The sequence below is a fragment of the Cupriavidus sp. CP313 genome, from assembly GCF_054072015.1.
The window spans coordinates 1-15,410 of the sequence record NZ_JBSVZB010000041.1 but is presented as its reverse complement, the minus strand read 5'-3'; the positions used below and the strand labels follow the sequence as shown (position 1 = coordinate 15,410).

At 64.2% G+C, this 15,410-nt stretch carries 10 protein-coding genes and 2 pseudogenes; 5 read left to right on the top strand and 7 right to left on the bottom strand.

Features of this window, described 5'->3' with window-relative positions; translation table 11 throughout:
- The first annotated feature begins 66 nt into the window (after positions 1-66).
- A complete protein-coding gene (locus ACW4E8_RS35665) occupies positions 67-510 on the top strand; it encodes a helix-turn-helix domain-containing protein (RefSeq protein ID WP_456808803.1) in 444 nt (147 codons plus the stop codon).
- Positions 511-618: 108 nt separating this feature from the next.
- Entirely contained in the window at positions 619-1,737 is a 1,119-nt protein-coding gene (locus ACW4E8_RS35660; RefSeq protein ID WP_456808802.1) for a Fic family protein, read from the top strand.
- A 51-nt stretch (positions 1,738-1,788) separates the two neighbouring features.
- On the opposite strand, the gene ACW4E8_RS35655 is transcribed toward ACW4E8_RS35660, so the two are convergent.
- The 5 genes and pseudogenes from ACW4E8_RS35655 to ACW4E8_RS35635 form a co-directional block, all read right to left on the bottom strand.
- Positions 1,789-2,967: a DUF3322 domain-containing protein gene (locus tag ACW4E8_RS35655; protein ID WP_456808801.1), complete on the bottom strand. Its 1,179-nt coding sequence runs from the start codon at positions 2,965-2,967 to the stop codon at positions 1,789-1,791.
- On the bottom strand, positions 2,964-6,338 hold the full coding sequence (locus ACW4E8_RS35650) for an ATP-binding protein (RefSeq protein ID WP_456808800.1): 3,375 nt from the start codon (positions 6,336-6,338) through the stop codon (positions 2,964-2,966). Before ACW4E8_RS35650 ends, ACW4E8_RS35655 begins: the two co-directional genes overlap by 4 nt.
- The gene (locus tag ACW4E8_RS35645) at positions 6,331-7,026 is read right to left on the bottom strand and encodes a DUF4194 domain-containing protein (protein WP_202281472.1); all 696 of its coding nucleotides are present in this window, start codon (positions 7,024-7,026) and stop codon (positions 6,331-6,333) included. Before ACW4E8_RS35645 ends, ACW4E8_RS35650 begins: the two co-directional genes overlap by 8 nt.
- 2 nt (positions 7,027-7,028) lie before the next feature.
- On the bottom strand, positions 7,029-8,483 hold the full coding sequence (locus ACW4E8_RS35640; protein WP_456808799.1) for a DUF3375 domain-containing protein: 1,455 nt from the start codon (positions 8,481-8,483) through the stop codon (positions 7,029-7,031).
- 329 nt (positions 8,484-8,812) lie between these two features.
- Positions 8,813-9,535 (bottom strand): annotated as a pseudogene (locus tag ACW4E8_RS35635) (PDC sensor domain-containing protein); the annotation flags it as partial.
- A gap of 469 nt (positions 9,536-10,004) precedes the next feature.
- Between ACW4E8_RS35635 and ACW4E8_RS35630 the strand changes: the two are divergent.
- From ACW4E8_RS35630 to dbpA, 3 genes are all read left to right on the top strand, one after another.
- Complete coding sequence (locus ACW4E8_RS35630; RefSeq protein WP_456808798.1) at positions 10,005-11,207, top strand: DUF4382 domain-containing protein; 1,203 nt, start codon at positions 10,005-10,007, stop codon at positions 11,205-11,207.
- Between the two features lie 140 nt (positions 11,208-11,347).
- Positions 11,348-12,253 (top strand): DUF72 domain-containing protein, encoded by a 906-nt coding sequence (locus ACW4E8_RS35625; protein ID WP_456808797.1) that lies wholly within the window; start codon positions 11,348-11,350, stop codon positions 12,251-12,253.
- A gap of 33 nt (positions 12,254-12,286) precedes the next feature.
- On the top strand, positions 12,287-13,696 hold the full coding sequence (dbpA, locus tag ACW4E8_RS35620; protein WP_456808796.1) for an ATP-dependent RNA helicase DbpA: 1,410 nt from the start codon (positions 12,287-12,289) through the stop codon (positions 13,694-13,696).
- 135 nt (positions 13,697-13,831) lie between these two features.
- On the opposite strand, the pseudogene ACW4E8_RS35615 reads toward dbpA, so the two are convergent.
- Both ACW4E8_RS35615 and ACW4E8_RS35610 read right to left on the bottom strand, forming a co-directional pair.
- Positions 13,832-14,320: pseudogene (locus ACW4E8_RS35615) on the bottom strand (DUF2855 family protein); the annotation flags it as partial.
- Between the two features lie 60 nt (positions 14,321-14,380).
- The coding region (locus ACW4E8_RS35610) for a transposase (protein ID WP_456808795.1) at positions 14,381-15,410 on the bottom strand (1,030 nt) is incomplete at its 5' end.

The following is a 15,410-nucleotide window of genomic DNA, read 5'->3' as shown; positions in this document are numbered from 1 at the left end:
CCCCTTGCACGCCGTCTTGGCATGGAAGCTACACTGTGCCAGTTCAAGTCGACTTGAGGTCAAGCGGTGACAAGCCTGGATATTGCGGAAGTGGCCCGGCAGGCTGGCGTGCCGGCCTCGACGCTGCGGTACTACGAGGAAAAGGGGCTGATCGCGTCCATCGGCCGGCGCGGGATGCGGCGCGTGTTCGATGCCGGCGTGCTGGAGCGGCTGGCGCTGATCGCACTGGGGCGTGCCGCCGGTTTCTCGCTGGATGACATCGCGCAGATGTTCTCGCCACAGGGCCAGCCGAAAATCGACCGGCAGGTGCTGGCGGCCAAGGCGGATGAGCTGGACCGGACCATCCGCAAGCTGACTGCGATGCGCGACGGACTGCGGCATGCGGCGGTTTGTCCGGCGCCAAGCCATATGGAGTGCCCGACGTTCAAGCGGATTCTGCGGGCGGCGGCGTCGGGGGCGATTGGTGGGCGGCGGGATCACGCCTCGGGGCCTCCTGGCGGTCCCCATTAGGTGTCGAAAGATCCTCTTGGTGGGCGAGTGCGGAGATTGCAGTGATATTCACCGCAAAAATTGCGGTGAATAATTGGCGCATGCGGAGAGAGCTGCCATAATCTCCGCATGAAACGCGGAGAATGGCTCTACATCTGGCAGTCGCCTGACTGGCCACAATTCCACTACGACCTGGCAGCGTTGGCTCGGCCGCTGGCTGATGTGACACGCGCCCAGGGCATGCTCCTTGGGCGCCTTGCCGACGTAGGCATGGCCTTGCGGGATGAGGCCAGCCTGACCGCACTGACCGAGGACGTGGTCAAGACCAGCGAGATCGAGGGCGAACGGCTCAATGCCGATTCAGTTCGGTCTTCGCTCGCGCGCCGGCTGGGCGTGGACATCGGCGCGCTGGCACCGGTGGACCGGCATGTGGAAGGCGTCGTGGAGATGGTGCTGGATGCAACCGGCCGCTGCAACGAGCCACTTAGCAAGGAAAGGTTGTTCGGTTGGCACGGGGCGCTATTCCCTACCGGGTATAGCGGCATGTCGCAGTTACGTGTCGCTGCATGGCGCGACGATGCCAAGGGGGCGATGCAGGTCGTGTCCGGCCCCTACGGGCGCCAGCGCGTCCATTTTGAAGCGCCGCCGGCAGACAGGCTTGAGCCGGAGGTCACGCGATTTCTCGATTGGGCCAACACGGACCAGGCAGATGCGCCAGTACTGAAGGCCGGCCTGGCGCATCTGTGGTTCGTCACGCTGCATCCGTTCGATGACGGCAATGGCCGTATCGCACGGGCGATCGGTGACTTGCTGTTGTCCCGGGCAGACGGTAGCCCTCAGCGGTTCTATAGCCTGTCCGCGCAGATCCAACGCGAACGCAAGGACTACTACGACATCCTGGAGCGTACGCAGAAGGGCTCGCTGGACGTCACCGAATGGCTCGCCTGGTTCCTTGATGCACTGTTGCGGGCTGTACAGAATGCACAGCACACGCTCGATGCGGTCCTGGCGAAAGCGCGCTTCTGGCAGCGCTGGGGCGCGACGCCAATGAACGAGCGACAGACGAAGCTGCTGAACCGGCTGCTCGATGGCTTCGATGGCAAGCTCACGTCCAGCAAGTGGGCTGCGATTGCCAAGTGCTCGCCGGACACGGCGCTGCGCGATATCAATGAGTTGGTGGCGCTGGGGGTGCTGCGGAAGTCTGGCGCTGGCGGGCGTAGCACGTCATATGAGGTGGTCGAAGGGTAGCGGCCGACAATCAGCGAGCATCTACCGCGATGTGACGCGGTTCGCCTATGTCTATCCCAACCGCGCCACTGCCTCTCGCACCCACTCGAATCCGACGCGCTCCTGTTCCAGCCGCAGCTTTGCGCGGATGCGGTTGTCCCGCAGATCGTCATAGACGGCTTGCTCTTCGGGTCGCAACCGCGACAGGTCGCGCAGCGTCTGGTTGTCCTCGACACCCCATTGGGCCTCGAATGCCATCAGCGTAGCGCGATCCGTCAGCAAAGACTCGGCATGCCCGAACAGGCTGCGCAGCTGGTCGAGAATCGCGAACCCGTGTGTGTCGATGTCGCCCCAGTAATGCAGTTTGCATTGCGACAGCCATGTCGCCTTTGCGAGCAAGCTGAAACCATAGCCCGCCCCGAATATCACCAGGCTGTCAGCGGCCTCGGGAAAGGCAAGGAAGTTGGTTTCGTTCTCTGTCATGAAGACACGCGAGACTCCCGGGCGCAGGGCGGCAAAACTGTCCGCATCGAGCGTCACGTCGTGTGTCGGGGCCTGGCCAGGCAGCGCGCGGTTAGCGCGGTCAAGCATCCGAAAACGGATGCGTTCGGGCTTGTCGCGAAAGCCGTAGCGTGAGGCGAACTGGCTCATGCCAGCATGCTGTCGATCAATGGCTTCAGGCGCCAGCGCCAGGTCCAGCAGCTCGGCAAGGACGCCGCGGTGGGCCTCGATGAACTTGGTGTGCACGCCAGGCAGATCCACCTGCCGCAGATAGACCCCTGGGCGCGGATGGCGTTGGAGCCAGCCCACGATTTCCAGCAGCCGGGGCCAGGAGTCGTACAACTCCAGCGCCCGCAGCGGACGCTGTCCCAGCCATGGGACTAGCAGCGGCTGCGCATTCCGGGTGCCGGCGAGCAGCGCTGTAAAGCGTTCGACCTCGCGGCGTTTGCTCAGCAGTGCGGCGGCATCGTCCAGTGTATCGATCCAGGCCGCGCAGGGCAGCATATTGGCGCCGAAGGTGCGGTGGCGGAACTCGCGCATCTCCAGGCGGCAATGGCTCATCTGCCTTAACTCAGCGAGCCAGTTGCGAACTGCCTCGAAGCTTTCCGTGAGCTCGCCGGAGGTGGGCACGCGCAGCGTGAGCCGCCTGGGGAATAGCGAATCGCCCCTGACCAGCGCGCCGAGGATGTCGCCGCGGTCCCAAAGCCTCTGTACCTGCGCGCGCAGGTCGGCGGGATGGCTCCAGTTCATGCCATCAACCTTGCCTTCTCGGCCCGGTACTCGTCGATCGACAGGTTGCGCACCTTGGACGCACGCCCGTCGTCGTTCTGCACGAACGCAACGCTGGATACGTAGGGCTCGATGATGTGGATCTTCTGCAGTGGCGTGACGATCAACAGTTGCAGGTTGAGCTTGGCAAACAGCTGCAGGCCGTATTGTGCCGACTCATCGGAGCCGCGTCCGAAGGCTTCGTCAATTACCACGAAGCGGAACGAACGGGAGCGCACCGCGCCCCATTCCAGCCCGAACTGATAGGCCAGGCTGGCAGCCAGGATGGTGTAGGCCAGCTTCTCCTTCTGTCCTCCCGACTTGCCGCCGGAATCCGAGTAGTGCTCGTACTCCGTGTCATCCTCGCGCCAGCGCTCGCTGGCACCGAAGACGAACCAGTTGCGCACGTCGGTGACCTTGGCGGTCCAGCGCCGGTCCTGATCGGCCTGCCCGGTGCGCCCGCGGAAGCGCTCGATGATGTGCTTGACCTGCAGGAACTTGGCTTCGGAATACTGGCTGTCCTCCGAACCAGTCAATGCGCCCTCCGTGCACGCGCGCAACTCGGACTGGAAGTCGCGGATCTCCGCGTCAGGCGTGACCTGTGCTTCCAGGCGGATATATCGGCCGGTGTTGTAGTCGATCTGCGTCAGTGATTCGTTGATGCGCGCCACGCGTTCGCGGATCGTCTGCTGCTCCTTGCCGAGCTGAGCGTTGAAATTGGCGATCTCGTTGATCGTGTTGACGTTGAGCAATTCCTTGAAGCGTGTCTCGAAGCGCGGCAAATCGTCGGCACGCAGCTTCTCCAGCATGTTGCGGTACTCGAATCCTGCGGAGACGCTGGCGTCGACTTCGCTGGTCTCCAGCTTGAAGGCTTCCTTGTAGGCAGACATCGCCTTGACGATGCTTTCGCTGAGCCGCCCCAGCCGCTTCGTCTCGGCATCAAGGCGAGCCTGTAGCGCATTGCGCATGTCGGTCTCCCGGCCACTGCACGCTTCGACGGTCAGCGTATGCTGGCCCAGGATTTCGGCACGCAATGCATCGATGGTCTCGGCCGGCACCGCGTGGGCGAGGCTGCTGGATTCGTCCAGTGCCGCCTGGGTGTCGGCGCGCTGTTCCAGTGCATCGCTCTTCCTGCCCTCGGCCTTGGAGCGCTTGTCGCGGTGTTCCTCCAGCTGCTTCTCATTCGCTTGCTGTGCGGCTTCCACTTCGCTGAGCCGGACCGTCAGTTGCCGCAGCACATCGGAGGCCGATTCGAGCTGACGCTTTTCCTCGGCGAGGCGCGCTGCTTCCCGCGCCGGCGTTTGCCAGTCCAGTTCCTCGAAATCGATGAACATGTCGAGCTGCGACAGCGTTGTGATTCTTTGCCTGAGTGCGTCACGCTCCGTTATCAGGCCGGCCACGAGCTTACCCAGGTCGGCTAGCCTGGTTTCCAGCGCGCGCATCTCTCCTTCCAGTGCCGCGATCTTGGCGGCATTGCTCCAGCCGAGCACGTAGCGGCTGCGGTCGTCGAGCCGGTGGCGGTCATCCTTCTCATGCCGCTCACCCGGCATCTTGATCTGGCCGGCCCGGGTGACGGCGCGCGTCTCGCGCCGGAATTGTTCATGTGTCGCACAACATGCCACGTCAAAGCGCGCGGCGACTTCGCGCTCGAGCCAGCCATAGAATGGTGAATCGGGCTTGACAGCCAGCTTGCGTGCAAGCGAATCGCGATGCAGGGCCGGCAGGTCCGTCCTGGCGCCTTCGCGTACCCGGAAGTAGACCAGCCGGCCTTTCAAGTGCGTGCTGTCCACCCACGCCGTCACCTGTGAGTAAAGCGAATCCGGGACCAGAAGCGACAAGCCAAAGTTGTGCAGCAAGCGCTCGGCAGCCCCTTCCCAGTCGCGCTCATGCTCTCGGACCTGTAACAGTTCGCCGGCGAAGGGCATGTCGTCTTCATGTAGCGAGAGCGCTTCGCACATCGCGCTGCGCATGGCGATCTGCGCCGCCGGGATATTGCTGCGTCGTGCCTTCAGGCTGCGGATTTCCTCGCTGAGCGCGGCATGCTCGGCCTTGCCCTGGTGCATCGTGACGCCGTGTTCGGTCAAGGCGTTGCCCACGTCGGTCTCACGCGACGTGGAGCTTTCAGCAAGCTCGGCAAAGCGCGATCTCAGCGTGACAAAGGCGTCTTCCTCGTCGGGTGGAGATTCCCCGATACCGCGCACGAGCTCCGCGTACCGGTCCGATCTCTGCCGGCGCTTGGCGGACTCCTCGTTTTGCAGGCGGATCTCTTCCGTGAGCCGGCCGATACGGTCGCCGCCGTTCTCGGCAATGCTCCGGCGCAGCTCAGCTTCGTCGTTGCGCAGCGTGTCACGACGCTCCTGCAGGCGGCGCACATGGGTGTCCTCGCGCTCCCACTCTTCGGTAAGCCTCGCGATCCGTTCATCGAGCAGGCCCAGCTTGAGCCCGGCAAAATACGGGCGCAGCGCTTCGCGGCACGCGCGTAGCTGCTCCGAAGCGGCAACCAGCTCGGCGTGGCGCTCGCAATCGGCCACCAGTGGCACCAGCATCTCCTCCTGGCGCTTGGCTTTCAGCACCGCTTCATGTGCGCGGTCCAGGTCATCAAAATGCCCGAGCAGCGCGGCGATGCGGGGCGCCACGTCGAACGGCTCCAGCATGTGGCTGCGTACAAAGTCAGTCAGGTTACCGACTGACTTCATCGAGACAGTCTGGTGGAAGAGTTCCAATGCCTGATCGTTCTCAATGCCGAAGCGGCGGCGGAACCAGGCACCGTAAGCGTTGAATGCGTCAAACATTTCGGCCTTCAGGCCGCGCAGCTTCTTGCGCAGCGCGCCGATGTCCGTGCCGAAGTGGGCAAAGTCGGTGGCAATCGACAGGTCCTGCTCCGCGCCGACATAGAAGCGCGCGGGCTGGCCATGTGATTCCTTCATCCAGAACACCTGTGCCAGCGTCACGGTCTGGTCGTAGCCGGCGTTGTGAAAGACGCCAAGAATGACGGAATAGCTGTTCTGATCGCGCAGCGCGACTGGCCGCGCCGAGCCGGTGACTTCGTTGCGCTCGGACTTGTAGTGTCCCAGCACATAGCTGCGCAACGTCCGCTCGCGGCTTTCTGCGCCGGCGGCCTTATTGTAGGCGATGCGTTGGGCAGGAACGAGCAGCGTGGTCACGGCATCAACCAGCGTCGACTTGCCGGAGCCGATGTCGCCGGTCAACAGGCCGTTTCGGCCATCGGGCCGGATAACCCAGACACGCTTGTCGAAGGTGCCCCAGTTGAAGACTTCCAGGCGGGACAAGCGAAACCCGGACAGGGTGTCGTCATCGGTGAAGTCAAGGCTCAGGTTCTGTGCTTCATGCATCGGCCGGCCCTCCGTGCGCCAGGCCTGCAGGTCTTCCTGGCTGCCCACTCAATTGAATCTGGTAGGCAGCAAGCCGGGTATCGAACTCCGCAAGCCATTGCGCATCCACAAATGCCTTCAGGATGCGACGCACCTCGAACCCGGACTGGACCCCCGCACGGGCGCTGGTATCCGGCCTGAGTCGACGCAGGAAGCCAAGTTCGACGATCTTGTTCACATGCAGTTCGATCTGGTCGATCAGCTTGGCCTCATTGGTGCCGGCCGGCAGGAACACGCGCAGCAACTCCGCGATCTCGTCAAGTGTCAGCACCAGCCGCGTGTCACCGCCGGTGGCGTCGAACTCGGCCAGCTTCTTGCGCAGCAAGGCCAGCGTCAGGCTGACCGGGAATGAAAGCTGGCGCCGCGCGATCAGGCGTGGCGGCCGATCGGCGCTGTCGTCCTCGCTTTCCGGCAGCGAGCGCAGGAAGGCATAGCCTTCGGCGTCATCGAGGACCAACTCCAGCCCCAGCACGGCAACATAGTCGCGTACGGTTGGCTGCAGGTTGAGCAGTGCGTGCCAGAGGGGCGCATCGGCATCCCGGTAGAGCACGCCCTTCAGCAGGGGCACGACCAGCGCGGACAAGGCGAGGTCTGGAAGCGCGCCATTTGCCGGCGGCGAAGCTTCATCAAAGTCTTGGTCTTGGGTCATGCTCATCGGACGAAAATGACCCGGGGCAGCCGGGCCTGTCTTACCAGTGTGCCGCCATCCGGCACCTGCACTGTCCAGCTGACGGAATCGGTCGCGCTTTCATCCACATCGGTGCGGAACGTATCGCCCGCCAGCTGCAGGTAGGCGACCAGCTCGGCAAGGCCGTGCTGCAGCGGCCGCAGGTCGCACAACTCCTGCAGCGTGACCTGCGCGCGGTTCTGCAGTGCCTGCCGGACATGTGCGGCAAGTTCGGCCTTGTCGATCACGACCTGCGTAAACAGGGCGTGGGCGTCAACATCGGCGTCGCCGGTTTCAATGTTGCTCTCGGCAATGCGCGGTTTGAGGGCCGGTACAAACAAGGGCCGTTCCATCGGCAATTCGATCTCGGCCGCGATATCGTCCACCGCCATCACATAGCCTGGTGGCGGCAAGTCGCGCACAGCAAGTGCGCTGGTCTCGATGCCGCGCAGGATATCCATGATGCGGCGGTTCTCCAGCCACGCCTTATCGTCGAGAAAGCGGCGCAGTTGCTGCGACAGCTGTGCCACGGTGCGTTGCGTATGCTCGCCGGCCTCCAGCCAGTCGTAGTGCACGCGGCGCAGGCGCGTATCGGGATTGAGCGCGGAGACCGGCGGCAGCGCCAGCACATGTTCGAGCAGCGTGGAAAGCTCTTCCTGTCGACTGCTGCTCATCAGCAAGTCCCAGAATGCACGGAAGCTGCGGCCCTGATCCGAATCGGCGATGGCGTCCCGCTCTCCCATGACTTCTTCGAGTAGCGCTCCCTTCGAGCCGTCCCACAATGCAATGCGTTCGCGCACGCGGCGATCCAGTGCACGGAAGTTGTCTTCCACTTCGCGGAAGTCGGTCAGCAGCTCGCGTGCCAGCGAAACAAACTGCTGGAAGCGGTCCTTCAGCGCGGTGTCATCCAGTAGCGCCAGGTCGCCTCCAGCCACGCGTGCGATTTCGGCGTCAAGCTCGTCCCGTCGCCGGTGCAGTTCGGCAATGCGCGCCTGCGGGTCCGTCTGCGTGCCTTCGTGCATTTGCTTGAGCAGGTCGAAGAGCGTCAGCAGGCGTGACTCCGTGCCGACGAAGCTACGCTCGGCCAGAGTGCCGAGCCAGGCAATGGCCCGCTCCGTTGCAGGGGTCAGGTCGAATTGCGGTTCGTCGGATCCCTGGCGATAGAACTTGCGCAGCCAACCTTTCTCATTGGCTGCCCACTCATTCAGGTAGTCGAGCGCGGGCCGGGGAAATGCTTCCTGTCCGAGGCGTTCGCGCAAGGCAAAAAGCTCGTCTTCCAGGGCTTCAGCCAGGTCGGCCTGCCCGACCGAACGCTGATTGGGTTCAACAAAGACACGTTGAAGGAAGGCTGCAACCAGGCTGGCGTGGTCGGAACGCAGCAACCGCCAGGCAGGATGGCCCTGGCGCAGGCGCTCGAGGGTTTCGAAATCGAAGCTCACGGGAGGTCGGCGGGCGTGCTGGATGCCGCGCTGCGGTGTTGGGTGCGGATGCCAGATTGTACGCCAGCCCGGATCGCAGCAAGTGATGTTATGGGCACTTGCAAAGGGATGGGGAAGGGGCTTCCTCTATACCCGCGTTACCCCAACCTGAACTGCCTCACCGCCCCCGCCAAGCTCCCGGCCTGCGTCTGCAGCGCCGCCGCGGCAGCCGTGGATTGCTCAACCAGCGCCGCATTCTGCTGCACCATCTGATCCAGCTGGCTCATTGCCATATTCACCTGTTGAATACCGCGGGTCTGTTCCATGGCTGCGTGAGTGATCTCGGAAATAATGCCGGTCACCTTGGAGACGTTGCTGACGATCTCGCTCATGCCGGCGATCAGGACCAGCGCGATCACCGAGGCGATCAGCACCGAACGCATGCCGGCGGTGGCTTCGCTCTTGTCCAGTGCGACGATTACCATCCAGTCGGTGCCGGGGATCGGGCGTGCGCCGAGCAGCTTGGCGCTGCCGGCGACATCGACTTCCATCGGCGACTTGGCGTCGATCAGCGCGGCGAGTTTGTCGGTGCCGAGCGCCGGCACGAGTTCGGTGACGGGCTTGAGCGTGAGCTTGTCGTCGGTGTGCGCGACGATCTCGCCGGACTTTGCCACCAGCATGCCGAAGCTTGCCGGCGTGGGGTGAATCGCCTTGACGTTGGCGATCACGGTGTCCATCGCCACATCGCCGGACACCACGGCCTTGACCTCGCCATCGCGGACCACGGGCGTGGCAAATGTCACCACTAGCTTGCCGGTGCTGGCAGCGACATAGGGCGGCGTAACCACCGGCTTGCCGGCTGCTGCGGCCTGCTTGTACCAGGGTCGGGCGGTCGGGTCGTAGCCGGGCGGGACGCCTTTCGGGTCGGAGAATTTGGAGGTCTTGTCGGCATAGCCGACGTAGACCTTGGTGAAGAGGCCAGCGTCGGCCACCTGCTTCAGCGCAGCATCGGGTTCGGGCTGCAGCACGGTATCCTGCAGCGACTGGATCATCTGGCTGTGCGAGGCCACCCATATACGGAACGGCTGCGCCCGACTTGAGGCAGGCAGGCGAAAGCCGGTCGAATGTGATCAGGTTGACGACACAACGCGCCAGTTTGGTGCACGATAGTGCGCTTGCGCGGCTCGGGAATGCGCGCTGGTGAATCTCCATTCGTAACGCGAACACACGCAGGAGCGGGTGGGAGAGCGTTTCGGCGTGATCAAACGCTAGATCGGATGCATTGCAATACAAGCGGCGTTGCAATGCAGCGGTGATATCGATACGGGCGTTCATGGCCATGATGGCAGCCGCAGCAGAACGCTTGCCGCAGTGCATCCGACGGCGGCTTGGGCTAGAGCACATCTGTCGTCAAGCCTTGCTGATCAGTCATGCAGACGGCTAACGACTTTTTCACAACGTATTACAAAGACTTACAGCCGTTATACGATCGGCAACATATCCTCCGATCACCTCACAAATAAACCAAACGGAGAGCCTACCGTGTCAGTCCTTTCTTTGACTTCCGCGCCGCTGCGCGTGCTTGCCGTGAGCGGTGCCCTGGCGCTGGCTGCCTGCGGTGGTGGTGGCGGCGATGATGGCGGCGGGCAGGGCACGCTCAAGGTCTCGATGACCGATGCGCCGGCCTGTGGCTTCAACAATGTCTTCGTGACCGTCAACAAGGTGCGCGTGCACAGTAGCGCCAGCGCCGAGGCGAGCGCCGGGGGCTGGGTCGATATCGACGTCGTGCCCGCGCGCAAGATCGACCTGCTGTCGCTGACCAACGGCGTGCTGACGGTACTGGGCCAGACCGCACTGCCTGCCGGCAATTACCAGCAGGTGCGCCTGGTGCTCGATGCCAACCGTGGCGGCGGCGCCGGTGCGTTGGCCAACTCGGTGGTGCCCATCGGCGGCACTGAGCAGGCGCTGGACACGCCCAGCGCGGTGCAGTCGGGCATCAAGATCAACCGGCCGTTCACCGTGGCAAAGGGTACGCTGACCGACTTGGTGCTGGACTTTGACGCCTGCAAGTCGGTGGTCACGCGCGGCAATGGCACCTTTGGCCTGAAGCCGGTGGTGACGGCGATCCCGACGATCGTCAGCGGTGAAGTGAACGGCGTGGTCAGCGGGGCGCCGGGTGCGCGCGTGTATGCCGAGCGCAACGGCGTGGTGGTGAAGGCGACGGTGGCGGACGCCAACGGCAACTTCAAGCTGTCGCCGATCGAGCAGAGCAGCACGGCCGGCCCGGTTGACGTGGTGGTGGTGCCGGGTTCTGCCAATGGCAAGGCGACGGGCATCGTGCGCGGTGTGCCGGTGGTGGTGGGCACGCCCACGGCGATCTCGACCGCGGCGGCGCCGATGTCGCTGCCGGCGTCGACCTATCGCCGGGTTTCGGGTACGGTCACGCCGGCTTCGGCGGAAGCGACCCTGCGCGCGCTGCAACTGGTCAATGGCGGCAATTTCGAGATTGCGGCGACGGCTGCCGCCAGCGATACCGGCGCCTACAGCATGTTTGCAGCCCAACCGGCGCTGCCGGTAGCCGCGCCGGTGATCGGCACCTACCAGGCCGCGCTGCCGATTCCGCTGCAGCCGGACGGCGCTGCCGCGGGCAAGTACAGCGTGCAGGCCACCAGCGCCACGGGTACGGTGCAGACCCAGCCGGCGGACGTGAACGTCGCCGACGCCGTGGTGAATTTCTCGTTCTGATTCCGGGGGACCGGGAACGGAGCCGGAAGGGGGCCTGGCCCTCTTCCGGTTTTTTTGTTGGCCAGGGGCCTGGCTGCGCCGCCACCGCCTGGCGCAGTTTCCCGCTAGACTGCCAGTCTCGCGTTTCGGGAGATCGCGCCATGGCAGCACGCACCGCGGCGAAGGCCGCATCCAGGCCTGCAGCAACGTCAGAGGCCACACCCAGGGCCAAGTCACGCGAGGCCTCCACGTCCGCCGAGCCGGTGCGGGTTGGCATCGGTGGCTGGAATTTCGCCCCGTGGCGCGACAACTTCTATCCCGCCGGCCTGGCACAGGCACGTGAGCTGGCCTACGCCAGCCGCCACCTCAGCGCGATCGAAATCAACAGCACCTACCACGGCACGCAGAAGCGCACCTCGTTCGCCAAATGGCGCGACGAGACGCCGGATGATTTTGTGTTCGCGGTGAAGGCCTCGCGCTTTGCCACCAACCGGCGCGTGCTGGCCGAGTCCGGCGAATCGATCGAACGCTTCATCGACAGCGGCATTGCCGAGCTTGGCCGCAAGCTGGGTCCGGTGGTGTGGCAGTTCGCGCCCACCAAGCAGTTCGATGCGGAAGACTTCGAGGCCTTCCTGCAGCTGCTGCCGGCTTCGGTGGAAGGCGTGAAGCTGCGCCACGTGCTGGAGGTGCGGCACGACAGCTTCCAGGCGCCGGACTACCTCAAGCTCGCGCGCAAGTACAAGGCCGCCACGGTCTTTACCGATTCGCCAAAATTTCCGTCGATGGCGGATCTCACTGCAGACTTTGTCTATGCACGGCTGATGGCCAGCAGCGAGAAGCTGAAGACCGGCTACGCGCCCAGGGAGCTGGATGCGTGGGCTGAACGGGTGCGCACGTGGGCGCAGGGCCACCAGCCAGACGACCTGCCGACGGTGGAAGACCGCAAGCCCGCCGCGCGCAAGCGCGAAGTCTTTGTCTTCTTTATCAACGGCGCCAAGGAACGCGCGCCGGCCGCGGCGCAGGCGCTGCTGGAGCGGCTGGACTGGACGCCGCCGGCCGATGACTGACGGATCGACATCCCTGGATCGCTATAATTGCGCATGAACTCGACCCCCGCCCAGCCGCAAGCCGGCACCGCTTTTTCCGCCCTGCCGCTGTCGCCCACCATGCTCGCCACGCTGGCGCAGCTTGGCTATGACGAAATGACGCCGATCCAGGCGGCCAGCCTGCCGATCACATTGGCGGGCCAGGACCTGGTGGCGCAGGCCAAGACCGGCAGCGGCAAGACCGCCGCCTTCGGGCTGGCGCTGCTGCACCGGCTCGATCCGCGCCGCTTCGACGTGCAGGCGATGGTGCTGTGCCCCACGCGCGAACTGGCCGACCAGGTCACGCAGGAAATCCGCCGCCTGGCGCGCGCGGAAGAGAACATCAAGGTGCTGACGCTGTGCGGCGGCTCGCCGATGCGGCCGCAGGTCGACAGCCTGATCCATGGCGCACATATCGTGGTGGGCACGCCCGGCCGCATCCTGGATCACATCGACCGCGGCAGCCTGGACCTGTCCGGCATCAACACGCTGGTGCTGGACGAGGCCGACCGCATGCTCGACATGGGCTTCTTCGACGACATCGTCTATGTGGCCAGCCGCTGCCCGAAGGAACGGCAGACGCTGCTGTTCTCCGCCACCTACCCGCCCGGCATCGACAAGCTCAGCCACCGTTTCCTGCGCAACCCGCAGTCGGTCAAGCTGGAGGCTACGCACGACAACACCACCATCCGCCAGCGCTTCTATGAGGTCGAGGAAGGCGAGCGCCTGAACGCGGTGGGGCGCCTGCTGGACCACTTCCGGCCGGTCAGCACGCTGGCGTTCTGCAATACCAAGGCGCGCTGCCGCGAGCTGGTGGAGCTGCTGCACGCGCAGGGCTACCAGGCCCTGGCGCTGCACGGCGAGCTGGAGCAGCGTGAGCGCGACCAGGTGCTGGTGCAGTTTGCCAACCGCAGCTGCTCGGTGCTGGTGGCCACCGACGTGGCCGCGCGCGGGCTGGATATCGCGCAGCTCGAGGCCGTGATCAATGTCGAGATCACACCCGACCCCGAGGTGCACGTGCACCGGATCGGCCGCACCGGCCGCGCCGATCAGGAAGGCTGGGCCTTCAGTCTGGTCAGCATGGACGAGATGGGCCGCGTGGGCAACCTGGAACAGCACCACGGCGGCGAGTTCGAATGGCAACCGCTGGCCGAACTGCGGGCCGCCAGCACGGAGCGGCTGCTGCCGCCGATGGTGACCCTGCAGATGCTGGGCGGGCGCAAGGAGAAGATCCGCCCCGGCGATATCCTGGGCGCGCTGACCGGCGATGCGGGCTTCACCAAGGAGCAGATCGGCAAGATCAATGTGCTGGAGATGTCGACCTATATCGCGGTGGAGCGCAGCATCGGGCGCGAGGCAGTGAAGCGGCTCAATGCCGGCAAGGTCAAGGGCAAGAAGGTGAAGGTGCGGATGCTGACGGAGTGAAAGACGGGCCCCATGCGGGGCCCGTTCTGCTTTTACCCCACGACCCTGCGGCACCCCGCTCCCCGCCGCCAGCCGCGCCTGCGCGGCTTCAAATCCCCGTTCCTCCACCAGTGCCAGCCAGCCATTGGCCGGATCGCGCGCATGGTCGATAAAGCGGCGCTGGGCGGTGTTGAAGCGCCGATTCATTTCCTGCGGTCCCCAGTCGGCATTGCGCTTGCGAATCTGCACCGGCGCGAAATAGAACTCGGGCTTGGGCCCGGGCAGGCTCAGGTCGCGCAGGAAGCCGATGTTCTGCGCCGAGCCGGCAAAGCAGTCATACACCAGGCTGTCGCCGAAATGCGCATGCACGCGCGCGCGCAGCGATTCATCGCCGGAGAAGTCGACGTAGAGCGTGGGCTCGTCCACCGGCATCGATGCCAGTTCGTCATAGGTGACGGTGCTGTCGTAGCAGCCAAGGTCTTCGACAAAGGCGCGATTGCGGGCCGAGGTCAGCCCGGTCAGCGCGATGCCGTCGATGTCGCGCAGGCAGAAGGCGGTGCCATAGGCCGTCTTGCTGGAGGCACTGGACACCACCAGCCGCCGTGCGCCGAAGAAGCGGTTGTCTTCCAGGAAGTTTGCCAGCATGAACGAGGTGATGAACAGCGGCCGGTACAGCATCTGGTAGTGCTGTTCCATAAAATCTGCTCAAAGTTGAGCATTGGATTTATCCGCACTTCGTTGACGCGGCTTGCGCCGCCCAACTGAAGCCACCTGACGCTCAGTTGCGCCGGAGGAGCGCGCGAGCAGAATCTGCTTCACCTGGAGGTGAGGCATGTACCGGGTGATTTCCCGGTCATGAATCCTGTTCCGCACGTTCCGCGCAGCATTGGTGTCCGCCTGAAGAACGTCCCCGTTGGCACGGTAAAATTTGTCGCCCTCGCGCTTGCCTTCCAGCAAGCCCGAGAACGAGTCCATTTGCGACGTGTAGGCGGCGTTGACGACGACGTGCGTCGCCCCACGCTGCGTGCAAACTTCATCGAGCGCTTGAGCCAGTACACCCTTGGCCCATGCGCTCATGCGGCGGTTGTAGTTCCGCCACTGACTCTTCCCCTTGATGGGGGACGTCAGATCTTCCGAACCGACCATTGCCGCCTTGTCCACGATGGTATGGGCGGACTGGTAGGCAATCGTGCGCAACCGCTGCTTCGTGCGGTCCCTGCGCGCCTGCAGTTTCACGCGTCCGAGGTTGCACTTCCTGATGCGCTCGGCCTTGGCGATGCGACCGGCTTTGCGATGGGCTTTTTCAAGGGCATGCAGCCGGTTTCGTGCTTTGCCGGTCTTCGAAACCTGGTCGCTGAAAGCGCTCAGCACGGCGCCGAAGGTCTGCCCATGATGCTCGCCATCTGAATCGGCGAAGGCCTCGGTGTAGCCTTTGTCGACACCAATTTCCCCCGAACCGCAGGGGCGCCCGTGGGCCTTCGCAGTAGCGTAGTGGATTTCGACCGCGTCACCCTTGACGATCACACGCAGGTTGCAACCCGTGAGGTCCACGTTCTTGCCGTTGCTGTTCGTCAGGAGTTCGATCGGAGGGCCATATTGCCTGGCGATGTGTATGGTGATGACCAGGTGCCCGTCTCTGACGCGGCTCTGATGCTTGTCCGAGCGGACGATGAACTGATTGTCGCAACTCGAAACGCCGTGCCGAAAGTACTTGCGCATCATCCGGTGCAGGTAT

Coding starts and splice junctions, on each gene's coding strand:
- ACW4E8_RS35660 (WP_456808802.1), top strand. CDS start 619: ATGAAACGCGGAGAATGGCTCTACATCTGGCAGTCGCCTGACTGGCCA.
- ACW4E8_RS35655 (WP_456808801.1), bottom strand. CDS start 2,967: ATGAACTGGAGCCATCCCGCCGACCTGCGCGCGCAGGTACAGAGGCTT.
- ACW4E8_RS35650 (WP_456808800.1), bottom strand. CDS start 6,338: ATGCATGAAGCACAGAACCTGAGCCTTGACTTCACCGATGACGACACC.
- ACW4E8_RS35645 (WP_202281472.1), bottom strand. CDS start 7,026: ATGACCCAAGACCAAGACTTTGATGAAGCTTCGCCGCCGGCAAATGGC.
- ACW4E8_RS35625 (WP_456808797.1), top strand. CDS start 11,348: ATGGCAGCACGCACCGCGGCGAAGGCCGCATCCAGGCCTGCAGCAACG.
- dbpA (WP_456808796.1), top strand. CDS start 12,287: ATGAACTCGACCCCCGCCCAGCCGCAAGCCGGCACCGCTTTTTCCGCC.